The organism is Enterococcus timonensis, from assembly GCF_900104595.1.
Classification (GTDB): domain Bacteria; phylum Bacillota; class Bacilli; order Lactobacillales; family Enterococcaceae; genus Enterococcus_J; species Enterococcus_J timonensis.
The window spans coordinates 339,048-364,133 of the sequence record NZ_FNVY01000003.1 but is presented as its reverse complement, the minus strand read 5'-3'; the positions used below and the strand labels follow the sequence as shown (position 1 = coordinate 364,133).

The 25,086-nt window shown below is 37.8% G+C and carries 24 protein-coding genes; all 24 read right to left on the bottom strand.

Annotated elements, in window-relative coordinates:
- Positions 1-1,749 (bottom strand): ABC transporter ATP-binding protein, encoded by a 1,749-nt coding sequence (locus tag BQ5341_RS03540; protein ID WP_071130667.1) that lies wholly within the window; start codon positions 1,747-1,749, stop codon positions 1-3.
- A gap of 99 nt (positions 1,750-1,848) precedes the next feature.
- A complete protein-coding gene (locus BQ5341_RS03535; RefSeq protein WP_071130666.1) occupies positions 1,849-2,073 on the bottom strand; it encodes a YneF family protein in 225 nt (74 codons plus the stop codon).
- A gap of 136 nt (positions 2,074-2,209) precedes the next feature.
- Complete coding sequence (locus tag BQ5341_RS03530; RefSeq protein ID WP_071130665.1) at positions 2,210-2,410, bottom strand: cold-shock protein; 201 nt, start codon at positions 2,408-2,410, stop codon at positions 2,210-2,212.
- Positions 2,411-2,586: 176 nt separating this feature from the next.
- Positions 2,587-3,273, bottom strand: coding sequence for a RadC family protein (radC, locus tag BQ5341_RS03525; RefSeq protein ID WP_071130664.1), 687 nt, complete (start codon positions 3,271-3,273; stop codon positions 2,587-2,589).
- Positions 3,274-3,427: 154 nt separating this feature from the next.
- Positions 3,428-4,087 (bottom strand): HAD family hydrolase, encoded by a 660-nt coding sequence (locus tag BQ5341_RS03520; RefSeq protein WP_071130663.1) that lies wholly within the window; start codon positions 4,085-4,087, stop codon positions 3,428-3,430.
- Positions 4,080-5,399, bottom strand: a complete 1,320-nt coding sequence (locus tag BQ5341_RS03515) for a bifunctional folylpolyglutamate synthase/dihydrofolate synthase (RefSeq protein WP_071130662.1) — start codon at positions 5,397-5,399, stop codon at positions 4,080-4,082. Before BQ5341_RS03515 ends, BQ5341_RS03520 begins: the two co-directional genes overlap by 8 nt.
- Positions 5,400-5,463: 64 nt before the next feature.
- Positions 5,464-7,278, bottom strand: coding sequence for an oligoendopeptidase F (gene pepF / locus BQ5341_RS03510; protein ID WP_071130661.1), 1,815 nt, complete (start codon positions 7,276-7,278; stop codon positions 5,464-5,466).
- A 51-nt stretch (positions 7,279-7,329) separates the two neighbouring features.
- On the bottom strand, positions 7,330-8,370 hold the full coding sequence (locus BQ5341_RS03505) for a competence protein CoiA (RefSeq protein ID WP_071130660.1): 1,041 nt from the start codon (positions 8,368-8,370) through the stop codon (positions 7,330-7,332).
- Between the two features lie 74 nt (positions 8,371-8,444).
- Positions 8,445-9,800 carry a TrkH family potassium uptake protein gene (locus BQ5341_RS03500; RefSeq protein WP_071130659.1) on the bottom strand — a complete coding sequence of 452 codons (1,356 nt, stop codon included), beginning with the start codon at positions 9,798-9,800 and terminating at the stop codon, positions 8,445-8,447.
- A gap of 7 nt (positions 9,801-9,807) precedes the next feature.
- Positions 9,808-10,440 carry a V-type ATP synthase subunit D gene (locus tag BQ5341_RS03495; RefSeq protein ID WP_071130658.1) on the bottom strand — a complete coding sequence of 211 codons (633 nt, stop codon included), beginning with the start codon at positions 10,438-10,440 and terminating at the stop codon, positions 9,808-9,810.
- 2 nt (positions 10,441-10,442) lie between these two features.
- Positions 10,443-11,816 carry a V-type ATP synthase subunit B gene (locus tag BQ5341_RS03490; RefSeq protein WP_071130657.1) on the bottom strand — a complete coding sequence of 458 codons (1,374 nt, stop codon included), beginning with the start codon at positions 11,814-11,816 and terminating at the stop codon, positions 10,443-10,445.
- Positions 11,809-13,590 carry a V-type ATP synthase subunit A gene (locus BQ5341_RS03485; protein ID WP_071130656.1) on the bottom strand — a complete coding sequence of 594 codons (1,782 nt, stop codon included), beginning with the start codon at positions 13,588-13,590 and terminating at the stop codon, positions 11,809-11,811. The genes BQ5341_RS03490 and BQ5341_RS03485 overlap by 8 nt, the downstream gene beginning before the upstream one ends.
- Positions 13,591-13,594: 4 nt before the next feature.
- Positions 13,595-13,918 carry a V-type ATP synthase subunit F gene (locus BQ5341_RS03480; protein WP_071130655.1) on the bottom strand — a complete coding sequence of 108 codons (324 nt, stop codon included), beginning with the start codon at positions 13,916-13,918 and terminating at the stop codon, positions 13,595-13,597.
- Positions 13,908-14,909 (bottom strand): V-type ATPase subunit, encoded by a 1,002-nt coding sequence (locus tag BQ5341_RS03475; protein ID WP_071130654.1) that lies wholly within the window; start codon positions 14,907-14,909, stop codon positions 13,908-13,910. The genes BQ5341_RS03480 and BQ5341_RS03475 overlap by 11 nt, the downstream gene beginning before the upstream one ends.
- A gap of 8 nt (positions 14,910-14,917) precedes the next feature.
- Positions 14,918-15,508 (bottom strand): hypothetical protein, encoded by a 591-nt coding sequence (locus BQ5341_RS03470; RefSeq protein WP_071130653.1) that lies wholly within the window; start codon positions 15,506-15,508, stop codon positions 14,918-14,920.
- Positions 15,509-15,518: 10 nt separating this feature from the next.
- Complete coding sequence (locus tag BQ5341_RS03465) at positions 15,519-15,986, bottom strand: V-type ATP synthase subunit K (protein ID WP_071130652.1); 468 nt, start codon at positions 15,984-15,986, stop codon at positions 15,519-15,521.
- Positions 15,986-17,989 carry a V-type ATP synthase subunit I gene (locus BQ5341_RS03460; RefSeq protein WP_071130651.1) on the bottom strand — a complete coding sequence of 668 codons (2,004 nt, stop codon included), beginning with the start codon at positions 17,987-17,989 and terminating at the stop codon, positions 15,986-15,988. The genes BQ5341_RS03465 and BQ5341_RS03460 overlap by 1 nt, the downstream gene beginning before the upstream one ends.
- Positions 17,979-18,302: a hypothetical protein gene (locus tag BQ5341_RS03455; protein WP_071130650.1), complete on the bottom strand. Its 324-nt coding sequence runs from the start codon at positions 18,300-18,302 to the stop codon at positions 17,979-17,981. Before BQ5341_RS03455 ends, BQ5341_RS03460 begins: the two co-directional genes overlap by 11 nt.
- Positions 18,303-18,603: 301 nt before the next feature.
- Entirely contained in the window at positions 18,604-19,590 is a 987-nt protein-coding gene (gene mgrA, locus BQ5341_RS03450; RefSeq protein ID WP_071130649.1) for an L-glyceraldehyde 3-phosphate reductase, read from the bottom strand.
- 10 nt (positions 19,591-19,600) lie between these two features.
- Positions 19,601-20,419 (bottom strand): aldo/keto reductase, encoded by an 819-nt coding sequence (locus tag BQ5341_RS03445; RefSeq protein ID WP_071130648.1) that lies wholly within the window; start codon positions 20,417-20,419, stop codon positions 19,601-19,603.
- A 113-nt stretch (positions 20,420-20,532) separates the two neighbouring features.
- Positions 20,533-21,789, bottom strand: coding sequence for an ABC transporter permease (locus tag BQ5341_RS03440; RefSeq protein ID WP_071130647.1), 1,257 nt, complete (start codon positions 21,787-21,789; stop codon positions 20,533-20,535).
- Positions 21,782-22,681, bottom strand: coding sequence for an ABC transporter ATP-binding protein (locus BQ5341_RS03435; protein ID WP_071130646.1), 900 nt, complete (start codon positions 22,679-22,681; stop codon positions 21,782-21,784). Before BQ5341_RS03435 ends, BQ5341_RS03440 begins: the two co-directional genes overlap by 8 nt.
- A 78-nt stretch (positions 22,682-22,759) precedes the next feature.
- A complete protein-coding gene (gene uvrC, locus BQ5341_RS03430) occupies positions 22,760-24,547 on the bottom strand; it encodes an excinuclease ABC subunit UvrC (protein WP_071130645.1) in 1,788 nt (595 codons plus the stop codon).
- Positions 24,548-24,574: 27 nt separating this feature from the next.
- Positions 24,575-25,078, bottom strand: coding sequence for a hypothetical protein (locus BQ5341_RS03425; protein ID WP_071130644.1), 504 nt, complete (start codon positions 25,076-25,078; stop codon positions 24,575-24,577).
- Between the last annotated feature and the right edge of the window lie 8 nt (positions 25,079-25,086).

Genomic DNA, 25,086 nt, shown 5'->3' with positions numbered 1-25,086 from the left:
TTATTCCCCTCCTTCGATTTTAGCTTCTAATTGTTGTTTGTAATACATTTTCGCATACCAACCACCATTTGCTAAAAGCTCGTGGTGATTTCCCCGCTCGATGATTTGTCCTTGATCAATAACGATAATTTCTTTAGCATGCATTACCGACGACAAGCGGTGGGCAACAATAATCGTCGCTTGCGTGGCTCTTAATTGTTTTAAATTTTGCAAAATTGTTTCTTCTGTTTTGGCATCAACGGCCGACAACGCGTCATCTAAAATTAATAATTCCGGATTAACTAAAAGGGCTCGCGCAATGGAAAGACGCTGCTTTTGCCCCCCAGAAAGAGAAACGCCACGTTCGCCGACCATTGTTTGATAGCCATTAGAAAATCCTAAAATATCTTCGTGGACATCGGCTAATTGCGCCGCTTTTTCCACTTGTTCCATCGAAGCCTCTTGATTGGCAAAGCGAATATTATCGGCTACCGTCATAGAAAATAAAAAATGATCTTGCGGCACGTAACCGATTTGTGGTAAAAAACTATCCAATGCGTAATCTTTAATATTTACACCATTCCAAGTAATTTCACCGGCGTAATTATCGAATTCCCGCAACAATAATTTAATAAGGGTGGTTTTGCCTGCGCCTGTTTTTCCCACAATGCCTAATGTTTCGCCTGGCTCCAACTCAAAATGAATATTTTGTAAATTAGCCACTTTTTCTTCCGGATATAAAAATTTATTGACGCCATATTTAATTTTCCCAGCCGCTTTAGTCACTACCGGCACTTGCGCTTCAATAATATGCGTTTTTTCCTGCAATAAGATTTGCACCCGGTCGTAACTTGCTGAACCGCGTTCCAAAACATTAAACAAGCGGCCTACAGCAAACATCGGCCAAACAAGTAAACCAATATATGAAATAAAGGAAACCAATTCCCCAATGGTCAGCTCGTTGTTCATAATCAAATGTGATCCTAAAATAATCGTCAACACATAAGAAATACCAATGATCAACGTAATAAACGGATCAAAAAGTGAATCTAGCAAATAGACACGCTTATTTTTTACAATCGCTTGGGCTACTTTGTTATCAAAATCAGCCAAATCTTCTTTTTCTTGACCAAATGTTTTAATGACTTTAATTCCAGTAATACTTTCTTGCGCTTTATCATTAATATCGGAAAATGCTTCTTGACTATCCCGAAATGCTTCGTGCATTTTGCTACCGAGAATCCGGGCGACTAATGCTAAAAAGGGCAATGGAATGACAGCAATTAACGTTAAGCGCCAGTCAACAAATAAAATCATCGCAATTAAAGTTGATCCGCCAGTAATTAAAGAATCGGCAAAAGTTAAAATCCCTTCTCCAGCTACTTTTTGAATTGCTGAAAGGTCGTTCGTGGCATGCGCCATTAAATCGCCTGTTCGATGGGTTTGAAAAAATTGGTGATCCATTTTAGTAAAATGATGAAATAATTGCTTGCGTAAAGTTTTTTCTAACAGTGCCGCGCTGCCCCAAATATTTTTACGCCACAAGTAGCGCAATAAATATTGCAAAATAGCCATAATGACTAAAACAATCACCCAAGTGACAATTTTTTGCATGGACATATTTTGATCGGCGATTTCATCGATGACAATCCCAATGACTTTCGGCGGCACGACTTGAACAATTGCTACTAAAAGTAAGGCGGTAATTCCGATGATGTAAGCTTTTTTTTCTTGGCGGAAAAACCAACCAAGCTTTCTAAAAATCTGCATATGTATCTCCTTTGTTCATTTAATCAAAGCGATTAAAATTTTTTTTGCAAAAAAAAGCATAAAAAAAACGGGCTGAAAAACTATCAGCCCGCAAAAAAGCTATTTCTTCTTGCTTGGTTGCTTCATTTGCGCCATCATTTGTCGAATTTTCTTTTCAGAAGGTTTTTGACCCATCGACATCATCATGGAGCGTAACATTTCCTCATTAATTGGAGGGTTTTGTTCTAGATAGCTTTTCATATAACGACGTGCTAGGAAAAATCCCCCAACGGCGCCTAAAATTAATGCTAAAACTGCGATTAATACAACCCAAACTGTATCCATCTTCAAGCTCCTTTCTCCACATGTATTCTCAATGTTTCATTTTACTAGAAACTGACCGAAATTAAAAGACTTTTAAAAATTTTTTTGTAAAAAAAAAGTCCCACACGAATGTGGGACTTTAAAAGTCTAAATTGAATTAAGCTTTTTCTACGTTAGCAGCTTGTGGGCCACGGTCAGTATCTTCAACATCGAATGTTACTGCTTGACCTTCTTCTAGAGTTTTGAAGCCGTCACCTTGGATAGCTGAGAAATGTACGAATACATCGTTGCCATCTTCTTGTTGAATGAAGCCAAAACCTTTTTCTGCGTTAAACCATTTTACTGTACCTTTTGCCATGTTAAATGGACCTCCTCGTATAGACCTAAAATTTGTAAAGATGTGGTTCGTACGATAGAGGCGTTAAACTTTTAAACAACTTCTATAGTAAACCCAAAATCACTTACTCAATTAATATAACCCATCTCCCTTGGAATTGCAAGTAATCCTACCAAACTTTTTTAAAATCCAATGATTTATTTAATAAATCCTTCTTCTTTTAAACTCAAATAATCACTTTCTCCAACAATCAGATGATCCAATAATGGAATTCCCATCAATTCACCGATCTCTGCAACTCGTTTAGTAAAAGTCAAATCATTGGCAGACGGCGTCAAATTCCCTGACGGATGATTATGAGCCAAAATAATATTGGCCGCTGAGGATTTTATAGCACCTTTAAAAATTTCTCGCGGATGAGCAATACTTTGATTAAGTGAACCGATAAAAAGTGTTTCTTGTTTAATAATTTCATTTTTCGTATTGAGATAAATGCCGATTAAGTGCTCTTGTTGAAGATCTTTCATTTGCGAAATTAAATTTTGCCCCAGATGATAACTGGAAACAATTTGGCCAAGTTTATTGCGTTTGGCATTATTTAATCGACTCCCAAGTTCCATAACCGCTTTTAATTCGATGGCCTTGACTTGACCTAAGCCGTGAACTTCTTGCAATTCTTCTAGTGAAGCTTCTTTTAAGCCGTGTAACGAGCCAAACGTGTGCAAAATTCGCTCAGCAAATCGTAAAACATTTTCTTTTCGCAAACCTGTTCGTAACACAATCGCCAAAATTTCCGCATCACTTAAATTTTGCGCCCCCACTTGCAATAATCGTTCCCGCGGCCGAATTTCTGTCGGCACTTCTTTTAATAAAAAATGAGTCATAAAATCCCTCCCTTATAAGAAGGTACGCAAAAACCAGATTATCGAAGCGTATTGCGTGAGGTAAGAAAATAGAAAAATGAAGCAAGTTAGTCTGCTGGTGGAAGACAGCGTCAAAAAAGCCCAGCAAAAAAATTTCACTGGGCTTTTTCTTTTTTTAGTTATTGTTCGCTAAATAATCTTTTACCGCCAATAAATCTGGGAATACTTTTGTGGCCAGATTTTCCATCTCAATAGTCGGTTCCATTAAATCAGGCACTAGAAAAACGGGGACTCCAGCAGCATTGCTAGCTTTCAATCCATTTAGAGAATCTTCTAGCATAACTAAATTTTTCTTTTCTGTTTTAAAAAATCCCGCCGCTTTTTCGACAATTTCTGGATCGGGTTTGGCTAAAGTAACATCTTCCGCTGAAAAAATTGCCGCAAAATAATCTGTTAACCCGGCACGGTCTAATAAAGTTTCAATCGCACTGCGAGCATTGGAGCTAGCTACGACGCAAGGAATATTTTGTTCTTTCGCCCACTTTAACAATTCTTCGGCACCTTTTTTAACCGGCACAATTCCTTGATCAAAAACATCATAGGTCACGTCATACGATTGCTTAATAAATTGATCGACTTTTTCTCGCCCGAATGCAGCAAAATCTCGATAATAATTTTCAAATAATTCAGCATCAGAAATCCCTAAATAATTTAAATAAAATTCGCGCGAATAAGGGATTTCTAAAGCGTCCGCCACTTGTTGTGTGGATTGGTAATACACTTCTTCGGTGGCAAATAACAAGCCGTCCATATCAAAAATAATTCCTTCAGTCATGTAGACCTCCTACAAAAATTTCTCTTACTTGGCTAGAAAAATAGAGCGAACCGCAAATAATTACCACATCATTTTCATCCATTTGTTGCAAAATTTCTCTCAAGGCACCCGCCCAATTTTCTCGCACGTCAAAGCCTTTAGCCGCTAGATTTTTCAAATCATCTAAACTCATGGCCTTTGGATAATCAAACGTAGTCACTAGTAAATGGCTATGGGGAATTTTTTTTAAATCCAACAACATTAAATCAATGTCTTTGGTCACAATGGAAGAATACAACAACCAAATCTCGCGATTTTTAAAACGCACTTTAATATTTTCTACTAAACGTTTCACCGCATGATCGTTATGAGCGCCGTCTAATAAAATCAACGGGTCCTCTTGTAAAACTTCCATTCGCGCCGGCCAAACTGTCTTCATAAGACCATTTTGAATATCCCGCGCTGCAAAATGAATTTGTTCTTTCTGGCAATAAGTAATAAACAACGCCATAGCCATGCCAGCATTTTCCACTTGATGACGACCAATCAAAGGAATATGAATATGAGATATCTGCCAATCGTCCATGGAAAATCCAAGACGTTCCCCTTGTAGTTCATCTTTTTCAAAAGTTACTTGATAATCTTTAGCAAAAGCAATTACTTGGCTATGATGATTTTTGGCAATTTCTTTAATGGTATTCAAAGCTTCAGGAACAATATTTCCCGTAACCACCGGAATATTTTGTTTAATAATGCCAGCTTTTTGCGTGGCAATTTCTGGTAACGTATTGCCTAAAATATCCATATGATCGTAGCCAATGGTAGTAATTCCAGTGAGCGTCGGCGTTAAAACGTTGGTGGAATCTAAGAGGCCACCAAGTCCCACTTCAATCACAGCCACATCGACTTTATCTTGAAAATATAAAAAGCCCAACACGGTATTAATTTCAAATTCGGTTAAACCTTTCAACTCTTCATCTTGATCCATTTCTGCGACAAAAGGTAAGATTTTTTGAATTAAAAAAAGCAACTCTTCATCAGAAATAAATTCTCCGTTGATTTGAATTCGTTCGTTGAATCGAATAATAAAAGGCGAAGTGAACGTGCCAACGGTTAAGCCCGTTTCTTCTAACATATTCGCTAAAAATTTGACCGTCGAACCTTTGCCATTCGTGCCAGCAATATGAATAAATTTTTGATCAGCTTCTGGATTACCAAGACGATCTAATAAAGTTTCAATCCGTAAAAGTCCTGGACGCAAGCCAAATTTCAAACGACCGTGCAGCCAATCAATTGCTTCTTTAACATTAGTTATTTTTTCTATTGAGGACATTATTCCCTCTTTTCTGCAAAAAACAAAATACAAAAGGCAGGCCTCTTGCATTTTGTCTCTAGGCTTATTTTTCTAATTGAGCGACCAACTCTTCAAGTTCTGTTAAACGAGATGCAAACACTTGGAAAGCCTCTTTTAAATAATCGGCTTTAGTCATATCGACGCCGGCTTTTTTCATCACTTCAATTGGGAAATCAGAATCGCCAGCTTTTAAGTAATTTAAATAATTTTCCAAAGCATTTTCTTCTTTATTCCAAATTTTCTTAGATAAAGCAGCGGCAGCGGAAAATCCGGTAGCATATTGATACACATAATAATTATAGTAAAAATGAGGAATCCGGGCCCATTCGTAAGAAATCTCAGGATCACGTGCTACATCTGGACCATAATATTCAGCATTCAAATTCCCGTAATATTCATTTAAGACATTACTAGTCAAAGGAGTTCCTGCTTGATCTTCTGTGTGCAAGAAATGTTCAAACTCAGCAAATTGTGTTTGCCGGAAAACGGTTCCTTTAAATCCATCCAAGTAGTGATTTAAAACAAAAGCGCGCACTTTCGGATCAGTTTCTGTTGCTAGTAAATATTCCGTTAAAATATTTTCATTAGTAGTTGAAGCAATTTCAGCTAAGAAAATAGTATAGCTGCCATAAACATATGGTTGGTTAGAACGAGAATAATGACTATGAATGGAATGACCCATTTCATGAACTAACGTATACAATTGATCCAAGCTATCGTGCCAGTTAAGCAAAATATATGGATTCGTATCGTAACTTCCTGATGAATAAGCACCAGAACGTTTACCAATATTTTCTGTAACATCAATCCAACGTTGGTCAAATGCTTCATGAACGTGTTTTAAATAATCTTCACCCATCACACTTAAAGCTTCCAAAGATTTTTCTTGCGCTTTGTCATAAGAATATTTAATCGCCGGTTCCCCTAAAAGTGGCGTGTATATATCGTACATATGAAGTTCATCCAGACCTAACATTTTTTTCCGTAAAGCTACATAACGATGCAACAGTGGCAAATGCTCGTGCACTTCGGTAATCAATGTATCATAAACAGCTTCTGGAATATGATTGTTCGATAATGCTGCTTCTCTAGCTGAAGAAAAATGGCGAACGCTAGCTTTATAGTTGTGCATTTTAGCGTGCGACGATAAAGTTTGCGCTAAAGTATTTTGGAATTGTTCAAAAACTGAATATAATTTCTCGAACGCTTCTTTACGGACTGAACGTTTGGTGGATTCTAATAATTGACCGTACAAGCCGTGCGATAATTGAACTTTTTCGCCGTCTTCATTTTCCACTTCTGGAAATTTCAAGTCGGCATTATTTAAAATGCTAAATGTTTTAGACGAAGCATCAAAAATTTCTTCAGCAGAAGCTAGCAATGCTTCTTGTTCAGCTGGTAAAACGTGGGCCCGATTAGCGGTAATATTTTCTAAAAAGTGACGATAACCTTCTAATTTAGGTTCGTCTTTAAAATATTTAGCCAATTGGTCATCTGATAAACTCAAAACTTCAGGATCAAACCAAGCAAAAGCGGAACTAACTTGCGTAGCTAAATTGCTAGCTTTCGTGTGCATCGCTTGATACTCAGCATTTTTTGTATCTTGGTCATTTTTCAAATGAGAATATACATAAATAATTTCCAGTTTCCGGAAACTTTCTAGCATAAATTCAATGGCTGTAAGCAAACTTTCGGCGCCATTTTTTAAAGTACCTTGCAATTTTTCAGCTGCAGGAATTTCACTTTGAGCTTTTTTAAAAGCTGCGGCAAATTCTTCATCGGATTTAAAAATTGGTGTTAAGTCCCAAGTTAAACTTTCTTCGACTGCGGAACGTGTGGGTAATTGTTGTGCTGACACATTGATCACTCCTTCAATATTTTAAATCTATCTTATCATATTTTAAGAGATTTATACCAATTCTCCACCGCTTTTCAAAAATTTTACGCCCATTTTTCCATAGTTTAAAATCCCCGCTTTTTGAAGATCCGGAAAATAAGTTTTTACATAGCTTTGAAAATAATATTTTGGCGCAACTAGCGGCATTTCTTGCTGTTCGTTCAAAATAGGTTGCCAAATATTTTCCAGCTGCTCCCATGGGTAAAATCGTTTTTCTACTTGCTCTAATAAATGAAATAGCAGCGAACAGGCCGGCCATGTCATAAAAGGCAACGTAACTTGAGCCATTTGATAAAAAATTTCCGGTAAAGATAAAAGATTGCGTTGCCGTCGATAAAAAAAAGCTTGTTCTTTTAAAAGGGCCGGTTGCCGGTAGTAAAGACCCCGCGCTATTTTCTTTTTAACAAGTTGCGGTGATTGGGGCCAAAGCATTTTTTCTGGTTGCCCCCAATTTTGCACTTGCCATAAACTAAGAAAGTTTTCGCTTGTTTTAATTTTTTGCCTTTTAAAATGAGCCACATTGTTAATGCTTAAACAGTGCTGGTACAAAAATAATTCATCCTGCAAAATAAAAAAATAAAAACCTAGTGCCGGATCATATTGCATAAATTTTTTTTGACTACTAGTAAAATTTTTTTTGATTAAATAACGCCGCCCCAAAATCCATTGTAAGTCAAAACCTTGCTGCAAATAATCTTGGGTTCTTTTTTTAATTTCTATGTCTGACATGGGTGAACATTGAATTTCTAAAACCTTTTTTTGTTCATCTAAAAAAAGATCGCCGCGCCGACTCCCCTTTAATAAACGCTCTTCGACTCTTGGCTGTAAAGCTTGGTTTTCTCCCCAACTTAAAAAGAAATTTTTCCCATTTTGATGCTCCCAAGATTCCCCGTGCACAACTTGCTCTTTCTGGTGAGCAAAATGCGGTCTTTTTTTCGCAGATTTTCGCAAAACTAATCTTTCTCCACATTCTAAACAATAAAAATCTTGACTTGGATCTTTTAGCTTTAAACTATTCACCATTTCCCCTGCTTGATTTTTTGCCTGAAACATTTTTCTCACCTCAAGAAAAAATACGCAAAAAAAGTTGCCCTGTTTAAAGGACAACTTCAAGAAAAAATATTCATTTAACCAATCAGAACGCTCTCTTCTGGGAATTTGTAATGAGCTTCTTGCGCTTGGGCTTTTTTCATAATAGAAAATCCAACGGTGAAAATTCCCACCCGACCAAGATACATCAAAAGCATAATTAAAATTTTCCCGCCAATCGTCAGCTCTGGTGTAATACCCATCGTCAGACCCACTGTCGCGAAAGCTGAAACAACTTCAAAAGCAATATATTCAATCCCAAAACCATTAGGAATCGTTTCAGTAATTGTCAAAATAGTCGTAGCCACAATAACTAAAGTTAAACTTAAAAAGAAAAATAGAAAAGCCCGAAAAACTACTGAACTTTTAATTGTTCGGCCTTGAAATTCTGCATTCGTCCGACCAGAGAATAATGATTTAATTTGAATAAACAAAACCCCAATTGTCGTTGTTTTTAATCCACCAGCTGTAGATCCTGACGTTCCGCCAATAAACATTAAGACGATCGTCAAAATAATTCCCGCATGATTCATATCACCATAGTTGACGGAATAAAAACCTGCCGTCCGCGGGGTTACGGTTGTAAACCAAGTGTTGGCCACATTATCCCAAAAAGATAAATTCGGCGCTAATTTGCTAGCTGCTCCAGTGAAGAAGAATAAAAGAAAACCGCCCACTAATAAAATTCCGGTCACACTTAAAGCAAGTTTTGTGTGAATCGATAATTTTTTTGTCTGGTGATAATTTAAAACATCTCGCCAAACAATAAAACCAAAACCACCAGCGATAATCAGAAACGATAAAATATACATAATATAAGGTTTCGTTTGATAAGGTACTAATGATTCGCCTAATAAATCAAAACCGGCATTACAAAAGGCTGAAATAGAATGGAAAATCGAATAAAAAATTCCTTTGCCCCAACCAAAATCAGGAATAAATTGGAAGCTTAATAAAACGGCTCCCACCCCTTGAATAATTACCGCTAGCCGCAAAATGTATTTCATTAAGCCGACTGCTCCTGATACATCGTCAAGATTTAAGGCATCTTTTAGTAACATTCGAGTAGAAAACTGAATTTTCTTCCCTAAAACAAAATACACTAAAACGGGAAACGCCATAAATCCTAAGCCGCCCGACTCAATTAAAACCATAATCACAACGTGTCCGGCTGTGCTCCAATGAGCCAATGTATTGACTGTTGTTAAACCGGTGACACAAACAGCTGATGTCGCCGTAAAGACGGCATCAATATATGGTGTCCACGTTCCATCTGCTGAGGCAAATGGAAAAGTCAGCAAGATGCTCCCAACTAAAATTAAACTTAAAAACCCTAGCGCTAAAATTTGCACCGTGGAAAACCGATGCCAGCGTTTCTTATTTTTCTTTTGCATAAGCTCCTCAACTTTGTCCCAAATCTTTTACTTTAATTAAACGGGTAATGTTAGACCGTTCGTTTTCTTCTAACTTCATGCGAATATAGCGAATCGTTTCTGTCAACTGTGGCATAGTCATATATTCTAAAGCATTGACCCGGCGCCGCGTTTTTTCAATTTCAGCTGCCATCAATTGACACGTTTTTTCAACTTCTGTTAAACGCAATAATTTTGGTAAGACTTCGGTAATTTTTTCCATAGCAACATCTAATTCTTGCGATGAATTTAAATAACCATATTTCAATGGCAACTGCAATCCGTCTTGATCATATTGAAAGTTCATTAAGGGCACTTTGACACTCATAATATTGTCCTCAATAATATCTACTTCAATATTTTCTGCCGGAATAGCAAAGAGTTCGCCGATAAAAGATTCGTTCACCCCCGCATGGGCCAGTACGAAATTTTCCATACTTTTTACTAAACTCTCTTCAACTTCTTTACGCAAAGCATCATTTTCTTTAACCATCAAAATAAAGCGACGCATTAATTCGTCTTGTTTATCTTTTAACAGTTTATGCCCTCTAGTGGCTGTCGTCAATTGATTTTTTAAGCGGGTGAGTTCCATTCGCGTAGGATTAACATTCAATCGAGCCATGGTTACACCTTCTTCATGTATTTTTCAATCATCGATTCTTTAATTCGTTTTAATTCTGAATGAGGCAACATCGCCAATAATTCCCAACCTAGATCAAGCGTTTCTTCAATCGTTCGATTGGTTTCAAATCCTTGATTGACATATTCTTTTTCAAAACGATCAGCAAACTTGGCGTAAATTTTATCCGTCTCAGATAATGCTGAATCCCCTAAAATAACTGCCAATTCTTTGGCTTGTTTCCCTTGGGCATAAGCAGAAAAAATTTGGTTCATGGTGCTGGCGTGATCTTCCCGGGTTTTTCCGACACCGGTTCCTTTATCTTTCAAACGAGACAAACTAGAAAGAACATCAATCGGCGGTTCAATACCTTGTTTAAATAATTCCCGTGACAAAATAATTTGCCCTTCAGTAATATAACCTGTTAAATCGGGAATTGGATGAGTTTTGTCATCCTCTGGCATGGTTAAAATTGGAATTTGTGTCACTGATCCTTTAAGTCCTCTAATCCGTCCAGCGCGTTCATATAAAGTTGCCAAGTTCGTATACAAATACCCTGGATACCCACGACGCCCTGGAACTTCCCGCCGCGCTGCCGAAATTTCTCGCAGTGCTTCACAGTAGTTCGTCATATCCGTCATAATGACTAAGACGTGCATTCCTTTTTCATAAGCTAAATATTCAGCAGCAGTTAAAGCCATTTTTGGAGTAGCAATCCGTTCAATTGCTGGATCATTAGCTAAATTCATAAACATGACCGAGCGATCAATCGCTCCTGTTTTACGAAAATCTTCCATAAAAAATTCAGCTTCTTCAAAAGTAATCCCGATAGCCGCAAAGACTACCGCGAAATCTTCATTGCTATTAAGTACTGTTGCTTGTCGAGCAATTTGGGCGGCGAGTTCTTTATGAGGTAACCCCGACGCTGAAAATACAGGCAACTTTTGTCCACGCACAAGCGTATTTAAGTGGTCAATTGAAGAAATTCCAGTTTGAATAAATTCATCTGGATAATCACGAGCAACGGGATTAATAACTTCCCCATTAATATCCATTTTTTTCTCTGGCAAAATGGCTGGCCCTTGATCTTTTGGCCGACCTAGTCCATCAAACACACGTCCCATCATATCTAACGAGACACCTAATTCTAAGGGGCGTCCTAAGAAACGTACTTTAGAATCGCGTAAATTGATGCCGGAAGTCCCTTCAAAAATTTGGACTAGCGCCTTGTCTTCTTGTGCTTCTAACACTTGACCGCGACGAATTTGCCCGTCTTGCATCCGAATTTCAATTAATTCTTCATATTTGACGCCGGCAACTTTTTCCACCGCCATCAAAGGACCAACAACTTCGCCGATTGTCCGATATTCTTTAAGCATGTTTCACTCCCCCTTCTTGTAGAATATTTTGCATAGTTTGTTTCATATTACTAATCAAATGATCCAACTGGTCCAGTTGATCTTCTGGCACATATTTCATTCGGCCAATTTTTTCTCGTAAGCTAGCTGTATTTTTAATAATCTCATCAAAATAAGCGCCCAATTGTAAAGCTTTTTTCCCTTCGTTGAAAAAGGTCAAAATCAAAGTCAGCATTTTCAATTGTTTTTCATAACTAGTAAATGAGTCAACATCGTCAAAGGCATCTTGTTGCAAATAATCTTCCCGAATCATTTTGGCTACTTCTAGCGTCAGTCGATCTTCATCTGATAAAGAGTCGATCCCTACAAGGCGGACAATTTCATCTAATTGAGATTCTTTTTGTAAAAGTTCCATCGCGCTTTTTGTATGCTCGCTCCAATTACTTTGCAACAGTCGATCCATATAAGTGCCGACTTCATTTTGATACAAAGAATAACTTACTAGCCAGTTAATCGACGGAAAATGCCGTCTTTGCGCTAAAGTAGCGTCTAATCCCCAATACACTTTTACCACTCGCAATGTATTTTGCGTAACGGGTTCTGAAACGTCACCACCAGAAGGCGAAACAGCCGAAATTGCTGTAATACTTCCTTCCCGATGATCTGATCCTAAGGCCACCACGCGACCACTGCGTTCATAATATTCGGCTAGACGACTCCCTAAATAAGCTGGATACCCTTCATCGCCGGGCATTTCTTCTAAACGACCAGACATTTCCCGCAAAGCTTCCGCCCAACGCGAAGTTGAGTCGGCCATAATCGCTACCGAATAGCCCATATCTCTAAAATATTCAGCAATCGTAATCCCGGTATAAATCGAAGCTTCCCGAGCTGCTACTGGCATATTTGACGTATTAGCTACAAGGACGGTCCGTTCCATTAATGAACGACCGGTGGAAGGATCGATTAGTTTAGGAAATTCATTCAAAACATCGGTCATTTCATTTCCACGTTCGCCGCAACCCACGTAAACAACCACATCAACATCTGCCCATTTAGCAATTTGATGCTGCACTACAGTTTTACCCGCGCCAAATGGACCCGGAACAGCTGCTGCTCCCCCTTTAGTCACTGGGAAAAAAGTATCAATCGATCGTTGACCGGTCCGCATCGGTTGATTAGGATTTAATTTTTCTTGCACTGGCCGACCACGTCGTACGGGCCATTTTTGCAGCATCGGAAATTCTTTTTGCTCATCATCGTTTTCCAAAACATAAATTGTTTCAACGATATTATAATCTCCGCCATTAATAGATGAAATGGTTCCAGATTGGCCAAAGGGAACCATAATTTGATGACGCAAAGCTGGAGTTTCGTCCACGTAGCCGACAATATCCCCCGCTTTTACCACGTCACCAACTTGTTTTACCGGGACAAAAGTCCATTTTTTTTCTTTATCTAAAGCCTCGATTTGGACACCGCGGGCTAAATAATTACTTTGGGTGATATCCATAAAACGTTCCAGCGGCCGTTGAATGCCGTCAAACATGCGTGAAACAACACCCGGCGCTAGTTCAACAGATAAAGCTTCCCCTGTTGTAACGACCGGCTCACCTGGCCCGATGCCAGATGTTTCTTCATATACTTGGATGGAAGCTGTGGTGCCGCGCATCTCGATAATTTCTCCGATTACTTGTAAATCTCCCACCAGACACATATCTTGAATGGCGGCATCCCCCATATTTTCTGCCAAGACCAGAGGACCTGAAACTTTAATTATTTTTCCTGTTTCCACTATGTTACTCCTTTGGTTGTAAGATATTTTGTCCTACTGCTTTTTCCACATTTTCTTGAATGCTTCCTTGCCCAATGCCTAATGAACCGGCATGATTAGGAATTAAAATAACTGCTGGGGTCATCTTCTCTTGAAAACGAGCAATTACTTCCGGAATTTTAGCAGCTTCAGGTTCAGTAATATAAATTATGCCATAATTTTTTTCAGCCATTTCATTAAGAAGAGCTGTGCTATTGGCGGCATCATAACTAAAACGGACGTCAAAGCCAAATAATTTAAATGGCAATACTGAATCTTTATCGCCAATCACGCCGATTTTATAGCTCATGATTTCCCCGCATCCTTTCAGCAATCAATTCTTTAGAAAAACGATTGTTCATCCCGGTGACAATTAACCGCAGATTTTTTTCTTCTAACTCTTTTGCATTAATTAACGCCAATAACGGCAACGGTCCAAAGGCAATTGTTTTACTTTTGGTAAACATATTGGACAAATAATCATCCCGCAATACCGCCATTTTCGATAAAGAAAGAACAGCGTTATCCAAACTTAAGGAAATCAATTCGTGATAGCTTGAATTTAATAAATACTGGGTAAATTCTGCCAAAGTTGCGCCGCTAAATTCTAAGTATTCGCTTTTTTCAATTTTTCCTGAGCTAGATAAGACTGTCGATAAAAATGTCGGCGTTTGTTTTTGCTTAATCGCCCGGGCGGTGATCATAATATTACTTAAATCAATAAAACTAGTCACTTCATTTAATAGCTCGGGATAATTTAACTCAACGGCAATTTTTTTAATTTGCGTTAAATAAAGTCGGTCGTAAATAATATCAATCCCTTGCAAAATTTTCCCTTCTGCAAAATAATCCGCCACTTCTTGAATGCCAGCGACTAAATAATCCGGCAAAATACTGGAAGCTTTCGTATGAACTGCTGATTTTAATTGGTCAAAGGTAAACCGTCCATCTTCAATCAATAAATCATCAAGGTTTTGGCCGGTAAATTCTGCTTTAGTTAACACTTTTAAATTATGATGCGTATATCTTAAAGTAAATAAATCCACCAATTCTTTTTCTGGAGCAACTTCATACGCCCACGAAAAAAATTCGTTGCGCATCTGTTGCAGCGTGTCTTCAAAAGTAAGTTGAAAATCTTTTTGCCGAACATAGGGCGCATAAATAGTTGTAGATAGAATTTTTTGCACCGCGGAAAGACTAGTGGCATTTTCTAAAGATTGCCAGGTGGATCTTTTTAACAATTCGTCTTCTTTTACTCTTACCAGAGGATTGACTTGATTATAAAGTGTATCTTTTTGCATAAGTCCCCTCAGCTTTCTTTAAACAAAATTTCAGCAATCGTAAAACTTTCGGTTTCTTTTAGTTCGTTTACTAATGCAGAAAATAAGAAATTATATTCTACGCCTTCTTGATCCACTACAAAGCCACCTTGTTTTTTTTCAAAAGTTTCTGAAAAAGTCAAAGGAAATTGTTTTTGGGCGTTGACTTTGGCTAGCCACGTGTCATCTAGCTTGTCTTTGGCATATTCACCTAAAATAACTACTGAATTTTTGGCATCCGGCACTTGTAATATGCCTTGGGTGCAAAATTCTTGATAAGTTTCTTTAGGCCATTGATTCATAGCAGTAATCGCCTCTTCAAAAAGTTTCGTTAAATAATCTTGTTTGATATTTAACGTTTCCCGGCGAAAAGTAGTTTCTTGGCGAGAATATTCTTGAGCGAAATCTTTTTCCAGTGCTTTTTTACTTTTATCAGCAGTAACTTTTGCTGCTTTTTCCAGCTCTACAAGTTGTTGTTGGGTTTCAGTAAACTGGCGATTTTTTTCTTTTTTTAAGTAATCTTCTACTTTCTGTTGGCCCTTAGCTAAAACTTGGGCCACCATTTTTTCTACAGCATCCATTTTTCTCCTCCTAAACGTTCGTAACTAGCAAGAAGGAAATAACGAATCCTAAAATAGCGTAAGTTTCTACCATGGCCGCAAAAATAATCCCTTTAGTAGCATGTTCTGGTTTTTTAGCTAAAATTTGGATCCCGGCTGAAGCCACCCGACCTTGAGAAATCGCCGAGAAAAGTCCGGTGAATGCCACAGGTAAGCTAGCGACAAAATATTCAAGACCTTGTGTCAAAGTTAAATCACTTGAAACGCCTAAGAAAATAATAAAGGCGATTACGAAACCGTACAATCCTTGGGTACCTGGTAATAGTTGTAAAATCAGCGCTTGACCGAATTTTTCTGGTTGTTCCGTTGTTAGTGCAGCGGCTGCTTCACCAGTCATCCCCACACCTTTTGCAGAACCAATCCCACTAAAAATAGTTGCCACTGCCATCCCTAAGACAGTGAAAAAAATCCCACCGTTTGAAATCATATAATCCATCATTATTTTTTCCTCGCAATTTCTTCTTTTTTAGTTTTATTTTCAACATTGATATATTTTTCTTGCGTCGTGAAAGGTTTGAATACCCGACCGCCGCCTGTGAAAAATTTTCCGAAAAACTCTACATATTGGAGACGCGCGCCATGGACATAAGCACTAAGTAATGACAAAAATAAATTTAAAGCTTGTAAACCGATAATTAAAACCACCCCAAATGTGAAACGAACGACTGGCGGCATGTATCCGACTAGCATATTAAATGCTGCGGCAATACTCCCCCCAGAAATTCCTAAAGCCATTAGTCGAGTGTAACTTACTAAATCTCCAATATAACCGGTGACTCCGTATAAGCCGTAAACACCTTTGGCTAAGCCTTTTAATTTGGAAGTACTTTGGAAAATGGGAATAGTGACAATCGACAAGGCACATAAAGCCGCCACAATAATTCCTAAATATAAAATAGTGGAATTGTGTAAAATCATTTGGCCTAAAAGAGCAATCACTAAGCCGATTAATAAACCTTGCCAAGCAAAGCCCTCTTTGACAGCATTGAGATATTCTTTTTTTCGAATGTGTAAAACGCCATTGACTAAAAGTCCAAACATAATTTGGATAAAGCCGAAAACCACCGATAATAATAAAATCGTTGTTACATCATCAGTAGTGGACAAAATTGGAAATGGTGCCGGCAAACTGGCGCCAAAAAACGAGCCGTAAATTAAGCCCCATAAAATGGTTGGAATCGATAAAATCATAAAGAAGTCCACAAAACGAGTCATCCCTCGTTTTAAAACAAAGAAACGTCGAGCAATAAGAGTACCAATTAACATCACTAGTCCATAACCAATGTCGGCTACCATCATACCGAAAAAGACTAAATAAAATGGCGTCATTAAAGGTGTCGGATCTACTTCATCATATTTAGGTAAAGAATACATTTCCGTCAGCATTTCAAAAGGCGCTACTAAGCGATTATTTTTTAAATGCGTTGGAACGTCCTCGCCTTTAATCGCATCAGAAAATTCTACTACGATGTTATCTTGCGGAATTTTTTCGTGAAGAGCTGCTAATATATTGGCTTGATTTTCTTTAGGAAGCCAGCCTTCTAAGACAAACAGATCTTCTGATTTGGCCATTAAAGTTCGGGCAGCTTGTCTTTGTTGACTTGCTAAAATCACTTCTTCAGCCAATGATAAAGAGGCGATTTCTTTGGCGAGATTGCCAATTTCTTTTTTTAACTTGCTTTCTTTTTTAGAAATGTCCGCCAGTTCTTGTTTAATTATTTTATATTGTTCTTTCGGTGTGACGTCATACGGATAATTAACCGTCTTGAAGCTCACTTGATCTAATAGCTGGCTAACGGCTACTTGCTGATCTTGCAAATACAACAAGAAATAATAATTATGATGTGGCGAGCTATACACTTCTTCGGTGTAAATATCCGGAATTTGAGTAAGACCGGCGGCGAAGAGTTCTTGATTTTTGTTATTAATGATCCCAATCACCACACGGGTGCTATCGAGGTTGGTATTTTTTGGTAAGACATCTAAATACTGCCAGCGAGCAAATTCATTTTCTTGGACGGATAATTCTTTTTTTTGGCTAGCAAATATTTGTAATTGATTGGACAATTGTTCAATTTCAGCTAATTTTTCTAATAACTCTTTTTCATGATAGCTTGCTTGCAGTTGATCCATCGTGACATTTTTTCGTTTTAAAGTCGATTGTTTGTCATCAGGTGAATAGCGTTTTAAAAAGACAAGTGCATCTTGCACGCGTTTCAGCAATCGATTGTAATCAACAGAAGTTTCTTTAACGTCAGACGCTTCAGCATTTTCATCTTCTTGATCAGGTGTCGTGTACGGTGTCAAAATTTCGTCATTGGAAAGATTGTTGTTGGCAGAAATTAATTCGACATTGCGCATTCCTTGGATAATTTGTAATACTTTTTCTTCCAAGCCTAGCGGGCCAATGACGGAAATTTTTTCCATTTGGCTAACGGCCATAATTCTCCCTCACTTTCGCAATAATATATTGAGTTGCCTCAGGGGCATTTTTTTCATATAGTGCTTCAAAATGTGCCTGGGCCTCTTGTTGATTAGAAAAAAGATGCGCTTGTTTTTCTTTTAGTTCAGCGGTTAATTTTTCTTTTAACACGGCTAATTCTTCTTGCAGTTGGTCATGATGTTTCTTTTGCGCTGCATTTAATTGCGCTTCTTGTGTTGTGACAAGTTGCGCCACTTCTTCTTGGGCCGCTGCCCAGTTTTTGTGATTTCTTAATTCGGCGGCTTTAATTTGTTCCAATACTTCTCTTGCCATTTCTTTCACCTCCAAAATACAAAAAAGCGCCAACCTTCATTAGAAAGTAGCGCGGAATTTTTGATTCGAGCTTACCTTCACGTCCAAATAAAAGTTTCTCTTAGCCCCTTGAGAAACATAATCCTTGAAAGCTTGCGCCCAACCTCGATATTATTTAATTACATAAATAAGTATAACAAACAAATAAAACCTTGCCAAGATATTTTGGAAAATAGTTCAGATTTATGGCAAAGGAACAACATTTAAAAAAGCCGCGACAAAAAAAATTTACTTTTTTTGTCGCCACTTTTTGTTCGTTCATTTATTTTAAAACGTTATCAATCGTTGTTAATTCTTCTTTAGAAAAATCAAGATTGTTTAATGCTTTTACATTATCTTCTAATTGGCTTACTCGGCTGGCTCCGATTAAAACAGAAGCGACAGCTGGATTTTGCAAATTCCAAGCTAAAGCCATTTCTGCTAATGTTTGGCCGCGTTTTTCAGCCACATCGTTTAATTTTTTCACTTTAGCTAAAGTTTCTTCTACTCTGTCTTCAGTTAAAAATGGTGAATCTGAACGACGCGCGCGTGAATCTTCAGGAATGCCGTGTAAATAACGGTTAGTCAATAACCCTTGAGCCAATGGAGAAAAGACAATCGCTGATTTTCCTTGTTCTAACAATTCATCGGTTAAACCCTCTTCAATCCAACGATCCATCATGTTGTAGCGCGGTTGATGAATAATAAATGGTGTTTTTAACTCTTTGAAAATTTTCCCGATTTCCCGCGTTTGTTCAGCAGAATAATTAGAAATCCCAATATAAAGAGCTTTACCACTTTTCACCAATTGATCTAACGCTAAGGCAGTTTCTTCAAAAGGCGTTTCAGGATCTGGACGGTGGGAATAAAAAATATCAAAATAATCTAGACCAGTCCGTTTTAAACTTTGATCAGCTGAGGAAATAATATATTTACGAGAACCCCATTCACCATAAGGCCCGGACCACATATGATAGCCGGCTTTACTAGAAATAATTAATTCATCCCGGTAAGATTTGAAATCTTCTTTAAAAATCCGCCCGAAATTTTTTTCAGCACTACCAGCTTCTGGACCATAATTATTAGCTAAATCAAAATGAGTAATTCCTAAATCAAATGCCCGGTGTAAAATCGCCCGTTGATTTTCAATTAAATCCGTATCGCCAAAATTATGCCATAAACCTAGTGAAAGAGCGGGAATTTTTAAGCCGGATTTTCCGACGCGATTGTAAACCATGGAATCATAACGTGCTTCATTTGCTTGATACATTTTTTTCCTCCTAGCGTTTATCGTAATCGTCAGGGTTGGTTCCTTGGCGATCATCGGTATTTAATTTGTCGATGGCTTCGATGTCGACTTTATCTAATTCAAAATCAAACACATTAAAATTTTCAGCAATTCGTACTTCATGACTGGATTTTGGAATGACCAAAAAGCCATGTTGTAAGTGCCAACGAATAATGACTTGGGCCACTGATTTTTGATATTTTTCGGCGATTTTCAGGAGTTCGGGATTTTTCAAATCACTCCCTTGTCCTAATGGTCCCCAACATTCGACGGCAATATCGTGACGCGCCAGCCACGTCCGCAATGGGACTTGACTTAATGTGGGATGGAGTTCGATTTGATCCACCGCTGGCACAATAACCGCGTCTTGCAATAAATCTTCTAGATGATGAATATGAAAATTAGACACACCAATTGCTCGTGCTTGTTTGTCTTGATAAATTTTTTCAAGCGCCCGCCAAGTTTCTTTATATTTTCCTTTAACCGGCCAATGAATTAAATACAAATCAAGATAATCTAATTGTAATTTTTTTAAACTTTCGGCAAAAGCGGCTAGTGTTTCTTCGTAGCCTTGATCATCATTCCAAACTTTTGTTGTGATAAATAATTCTTCCCGAGCAATGCCAGAATCTTTAATGGCCCGACCGACACTCTCTTCATTGCCATAAACTTTAGCCGTATCGATTGCTCTGTAGCCTGCTTTAAGTGCCCAAGTAACAGCATCATAAGCTTCTTTTCCATCTTGCACTTTAAAGACGCCAAAACCTAATTGAGGCATTTTGACTCCATTATTTAATAAAATCTCTTGCATCTACTTCACTTCCTTTTTATATTTTGTCTTCTTCATTTTACACCGGATTGTTGAAAAAGAACACGGAACACGCATTTATTTAGTGAATTTATTTGCCGTGCTCGTTTTAAATTTTAAGCTTTTTCGTTTTTCATAATGCCAAACGATTGTTTTAAGGATTTGAAAATCCCGCCCTCGCTATAAACTAAAACATTGGCTTTATACATCCGTGCTGAAAATAAGGTGAGTAAAATAGTGGAGCCAAATAAAATGGCTAGTGATAATATAATTTGACTTGTGGACACTGTATCAGAGGCCAAGCGCACTGGCATGGTAAATGACGAAAGAAACGGAATGAAGCTCGTTACTTTTACGACGATATTTTCCGGATCACCCGTTCCAATGGAAATACCAATTAAATAACCAATTAGCGCCAAATACGTCACCGGCATCACTGCTTTTGGCACATCTTCATTTTTATTAACTAATGAACCACAAAGCGCCGCTAAGACGGAATAAATCATCACCCCGCCAAAGAAAAATAATAAATTATAGACAAGAAAACTACCGAAAATTTTCGATAAATCTAAATTTCCAATAAAGCTTGCTACAAAATCTTGCTTTTTAATAAATGGCCAAGCGACTACGCCAATCACAATATACGCCGCAAATTGGGTTAAGGCCGCTAACAAGACGCCGACGATTTTTCCGTAAAAATGGGTTTGCGCTGTCGTTGAAGACAAAATGACTTCCATAATCCGGGTCCCTTTTTCAGCCGCCACTTCTTGGGCAATAATCGATGAGTAGGTCAAAATGACAAAGAAAATAATAATAACTAAGACAAAGCCCACTGCAAATTGCAAATCTTCATTTTGAGTATCAGGTACTTCTTTTCCATCTTCAAAAGTGACTTTTTGCGCAGAAAATGTCGCTGGTGTTTGGACGGCAGTTAGTTGGTCTGGCGTTAAATTAAGCGACGACATGACGAGACTTTGTTGGTAGCTAGACAAAAAAGCGCTGATAATTGTTTCGTCATTGCTGCCAAAACTAGTCGTATTGGTTAAATGCCCGCTGACTTTTTGCTGGTCCACGGTTATTGTTAAAACGCCATCGACTTTTTCATCCGCTAAAGCTTTTTTAGCTGCAGCTTCATCGGGATAATCTTTTAAATCAAAATCATTTTTCAATGCTTCTTCCGCACTTTGTAAAATTTGTGGATCATCGCTAATCACCGCTAAAGCTTGATCGGAATTAAAGCCGCCAGAAGAAAAATAGCCAATCACGTAAATAAATCCCGCCATAATAAAAGGCACTAACAGCATCAGCCAAAAAGAAAATGTTTTAACATTTTTGCGATAGACATCGCCAACAATTACTTTAAATTTATTCACGGATTTCACCTGCTTTCATTTTGAAAATTTCTTCTAACGTTGGTGGCTGCTGATTAAACATGGTGATATAGCCATCAATCGTCACTTTATCAAAAATTTCCCGGCCGACATTAGGATCTTCTAAAGTAATTTCAGTGACCCCATCTTCGCGCTTTGTAACTTGTGAGACGTCGGCCATTTCTAAAAATACCTCATTGGTGATTGGTGTTTCTAAATATACTTTCGTCCGGCCGAAACTTTCGCGAATCGCTTGCACTTGCCCATTTAAAACCATTTCTCCATTGCTTAACATAACTAAGTGATCACAAATTTTTTCCACATTGTCCATATTATGAGATGAAAAAATAACACAGGAACCTTTTTCTTTTAAATCGAGAATTCCTTGTTTTAATAACTCGGCATTCACTGGATCTAGTCCGGAAAATGGTTCATCTAAAATAATTAATTGCGGTTCATGAATTAATGTGGCAATCAGTTGGACTTTTTGCTGATTCCCTTTGGACAAACTTTTAACTTTATCAGTTCTCTTTCCTTTAACAGCAAAACGATCCAACCAGAAGTCAATTTTAGGAGATATTTCTTTTTTCGATTTTCCTCTTAAAGCAGCAAAATAATAGAGCTGATCTTCAATTGAAATTTTTGGATACAAGCCGCGTTCTTCTGGCAAATAACCGATAATATCATAATCTTTTTTAGTTAACGGGTGCCCGTTCCATAAAATTTTACCAGAATCAGCCGTTAAAAAATTTAAAATCAAACGAAAAGTCGTCGTTTTCCCGGCGCCATTTTGACCAATTAAACCGAGAATTTTCCCCGGCATAATCGTAAATGAAACATCAGAAACGGCAGTATAATTGCCGAATTTTTTGACTAAGTGACTTACTTCTAACATTTTTCCCTCCATTGTAAAAATACTATTTATTTAAGAAACAAAAATAGTTGAGAAACATTTTCCCAACTTATTTTGTTTTTATTTTTCGCTGTTTTCTTCAGGGTGAATCGCTTGATAAACATTTTCGGCAACTTTTTTAGGAATGCTGCCGATTGTTAGTTCTTCCACGCTGGCTTCTTTCATTTTTTTCAATGATTTAAATTCTTTTAATAAAAATTGGCGCCGCTTTGGTCCAAGACCCTCCACATCATCAAGCACTGAGGCAAACGTATTTTTACTGCGAAGTTGGCGGTGAAAAGTAATCGCAAACCGGTGAACTTCGTCTTGAATGCGTTGCAATAAGAAAAATTCTGCTGAATTTCGCTTTAAAGGCACCACGTCTAAATTCGGTCCGAACAATAATTCGCTAGTTTTATGTTGATCATTTTTAGCTAGACCGGCCACGGGAATATCAAGTCCTAATTGATTTTCTAAAACCTCCCGGGCGGCATCCACTTGTCCTTTGCCCCCATCAATTAAAATCAACTCCGGCAAGTCTAATCCTTCTTTAACTACCCGCGAATAACGACGGTAAATGACTTCCCGCATGGACGCATAGTCATCGGGACCGATGACCGTTTTGATTTTATATTTGCGATATTCATTTTTCGCTGGCACCCCGTCAATAAAGACTACCATGGCTGAAACTGGCGACGTCCCCATAATATTTGAGTTATCAAAAGCGTCAATCCGCGTTGGCGTTGGTAAATTCAAAGCATCGCCTAATTTTTCCAAAGCACCGGTTGTTCGTTCGGATTGACGAGTCACCAAATTAAATTTTTCTGATAAAGCCACTTGGGCATTTTTATTGGCTAACATGACCAATTGTTTTTTTTCGCCTCGTTGCGGTTGCAAAACTTTAGTTTTTAACAAGGCCTCGACACTAAGTAAATCAATATCATTAGGAATTAATACTTCTTTAGGAATAATATGTTGCGGATTTTGATAAAATTGCCCAATATAGGTGAGAAAATCTTCTTGCGCTTCGTTATAAAATGGAAATTGTTGCACGTCTCGTTGAATAAGTTTTCCTTGGCGAACAAAAAATACTTGAACGCACATCCAGCCTTTGTCTACTGCATAGCCAAAAACATCCCGATTGACTAAATCGGCATTGGTCATTTTTTGCCGGACCATCACCGTATCAATGGCTTTAATTTGATCACGCAATTCAGCGGCTCTTTCAAATTCCTGATTTTCAGCAGCAAATTGCATATTTTCCACTAACATTTTTTGATAAGTGACATAGCCGCCGTTGAAAAACTTTTTAATTTCTTCTACCATATCCACAAAAACTTGCGGATCGGTATGAAAGACGTACGGACAGAGACATTGACCTAGGTGATAATACAAACAAGGATCTTTTTTATTAGAACATTTCCGCAGCGGAAAAAGTCGATCTAATAATTTTTTAGTTTCATTAGCCGCCCCCACATCTGGATATGGGCCAAAGTAGACGCCTTTATCTTTGTAAACTTTGCGGGTAATCAAAAGGCGAGGATATTTTTCATGGGTAATTTTAATAAAAGGATAACTTTTATCATCTTTAAGCATGATATTGTATTTCGGATTATATTGATGAATCAGATTAATTTCTAGAAGTAGCGCTTCAATATTAGATTCAGTAACAATATACTCAAAATCAGCAATATCGGCCACAAGTCGCTCCGTTTTTGTATTATGACTGCCAGTAAAATAAGAGCGGACGCGATTTTTTAAAATTTTCGCCTTCCCCACATAAATTACTTTACCAGTTTCATTTTTCATTAAATAACACCCTGGTTGATCAGGGAGTAGCGCTAGTTTATTTTTAATTTTTTCGTTCATGGTAACCTCAATCTATAGAAATCTATATTATTTCCCAAATAAACGGGCTAAAAATGATTTTTTTTCACCAGTTTCGCGTTTTACTTGGGGAACTTGTTGGAAAATTGCTGGCAGAATTTCTACCGTTTCTTTTTGTTGCCAATTATTCATCAATAAAATATCTTTAACAGCAGCTAATAAGCGCCGTGCTTGACCGTCAGTGAGCGATGCATTTTCTGTTGGTTCATCGACCATCTGTTGTAAAAGTTGGACGAGTCCGCCTAATATTTTTTGTTGGCTAGCTAATTCTTTTTGCCAAAGCCCTACCAATTCGCCGATTTCTTCTTGTGTAATTTCAGCTGGCGTAAAGGCGCCTTTCGCTTCCATAGTGGCGACTTCTAAGGCTCGCAAATAATCTCGCGTGCCTAAAAACCATTCTTTTTCTTCTTCAGAAAGTTGCTCAAGGTTTAATTTTCCCTCAAGTTTCTTTTGTAAACCGTCTGCTATTTCGTGAGATTTTTTTAAGTTATCTAAAATTAATTCAAAATTCATTGTCCATC

What these genes read in the sequence shown, in the direction of transcription:
- BQ5341_RS03540 (WP_071130667.1), bottom strand. Translation starts at nt 1,749, where the DNA reads ATGCAGATTTTTAGAAAGCTTGGTTGGTTTTTCCGCCAAGAAAAAAAA.
- BQ5341_RS03535 (WP_071130666.1), bottom strand. Translation starts at nt 2,073, where the DNA reads ATGGATACAGTTTGGGTTGTATTAATCGCAGTTTTAGCATTAATTTTA.
- BQ5341_RS03530 (WP_071130665.1), bottom strand. Translation starts at nt 2,410, where the DNA reads ATGGCAAAAGGTACAGTAAAATGGTTTAACGCAGAAAAAGGTTTTGGC.
- radC (WP_071130664.1), bottom strand. Translation starts at nt 3,273, where the DNA reads ATGACTCATTTTTTATTAAAAGAAGTGCCGACAGAAATTCGGCCGCGG.
- BQ5341_RS03520 (WP_071130663.1), bottom strand. Translation starts at nt 4,087, where the DNA reads ATGACTGAAGGAATTATTTTTGATATGGACGGCTTGTTATTTGCCACC.
- BQ5341_RS03515 (WP_071130662.1), bottom strand. Translation starts at nt 5,399, where the DNA reads ATGTCCTCAATAGAAAAAATAACTAATGTTAAAGAAGCAATTGATTGG.
- BQ5341_RS03505 (WP_071130660.1), bottom strand. Translation starts at nt 8,370, where the DNA reads ATGTTTCAGGCAAAAAATCAAGCAGGGGAAATGGTGAATAGTTTAAAG.
- BQ5341_RS03500 (WP_071130659.1), bottom strand. Translation starts at nt 9,800, where the DNA reads ATGCAAAAGAAAAATAAGAAACGCTGGCATCGGTTTTCCACGGTGCAA.
- BQ5341_RS03495 (WP_071130658.1), bottom strand. Translation starts at nt 10,440, where the DNA reads ATGGCTCGATTGAATGTTAATCCTACGCGAATGGAACTCACCCGCTTA.
- BQ5341_RS03490 (WP_071130657.1), bottom strand. Translation starts at nt 11,816, where the DNA reads ATGCTTAAAGAATATCGGACAATCGGCGAAGTTGTTGGTCCTTTGATG.
- BQ5341_RS03480 (WP_071130655.1), bottom strand. Translation starts at nt 13,918, where the DNA reads ATGAGCTATAAAATCGGCGTGATTGGCGATAAAGATTCAGTATTGCCA.
- BQ5341_RS03475 (WP_071130654.1), bottom strand. Translation starts at nt 14,909, where the DNA reads ATGCAAAAAGATACACTTTATAATCAAGTCAATCCTCTGGTAAGAGTA.
- BQ5341_RS03470 (WP_071130653.1), bottom strand. Translation starts at nt 15,508, where the DNA reads ATGGATGCTGTAGAAAAAATGGTGGCCCAAGTTTTAGCTAAGGGCCAA.
- BQ5341_RS03465 (WP_071130652.1), bottom strand. Translation starts at nt 15,986, where the DNA reads ATGATGGATTATATGATTTCAAACGGTGGGATTTTTTTCACTGTCTTA.
- BQ5341_RS03460 (WP_071130651.1), bottom strand. Translation starts at nt 17,989, where the DNA reads ATGGCCGTTAGCCAAATGGAAAAAATTTCCGTCATTGGCCCGCTAGGC.
- BQ5341_RS03455 (WP_071130650.1), bottom strand. Translation starts at nt 18,302, where the DNA reads ATGGCAAGAGAAGTATTGGAACAAATTAAAGCCGCCGAATTAAGAAAT.
- mgrA (WP_071130649.1), bottom strand. Translation starts at nt 19,590, where the DNA reads ATGTATCAAGCAAATGAAGCACGTTATGATTCCATGGTTTACAATCGC.
- BQ5341_RS03445 (WP_071130648.1), bottom strand. Translation starts at nt 20,419, where the DNA reads ATGCAAGAGATTTTATTAAATAATGGAGTCAAAATGCCTCAATTAGGT.
- BQ5341_RS03435 (WP_071130646.1), bottom strand. Translation starts at nt 22,681, where the DNA reads ATGTTAGAAGTAAGTCACTTAGTCAAAAAATTCGGCAATTATACTGCC.
- uvrC (WP_071130645.1), bottom strand. Translation starts at nt 24,547, where the DNA reads ATGAACGAAAAAATTAAAAATAAACTAGCGCTACTCCCTGATCAACCA.
- BQ5341_RS03425 (WP_071130644.1), bottom strand. Translation starts at nt 25,078, where the DNA reads ATGAATTTTGAATTAATTTTAGATAACTTAAAAAAATCTCACGAAATA.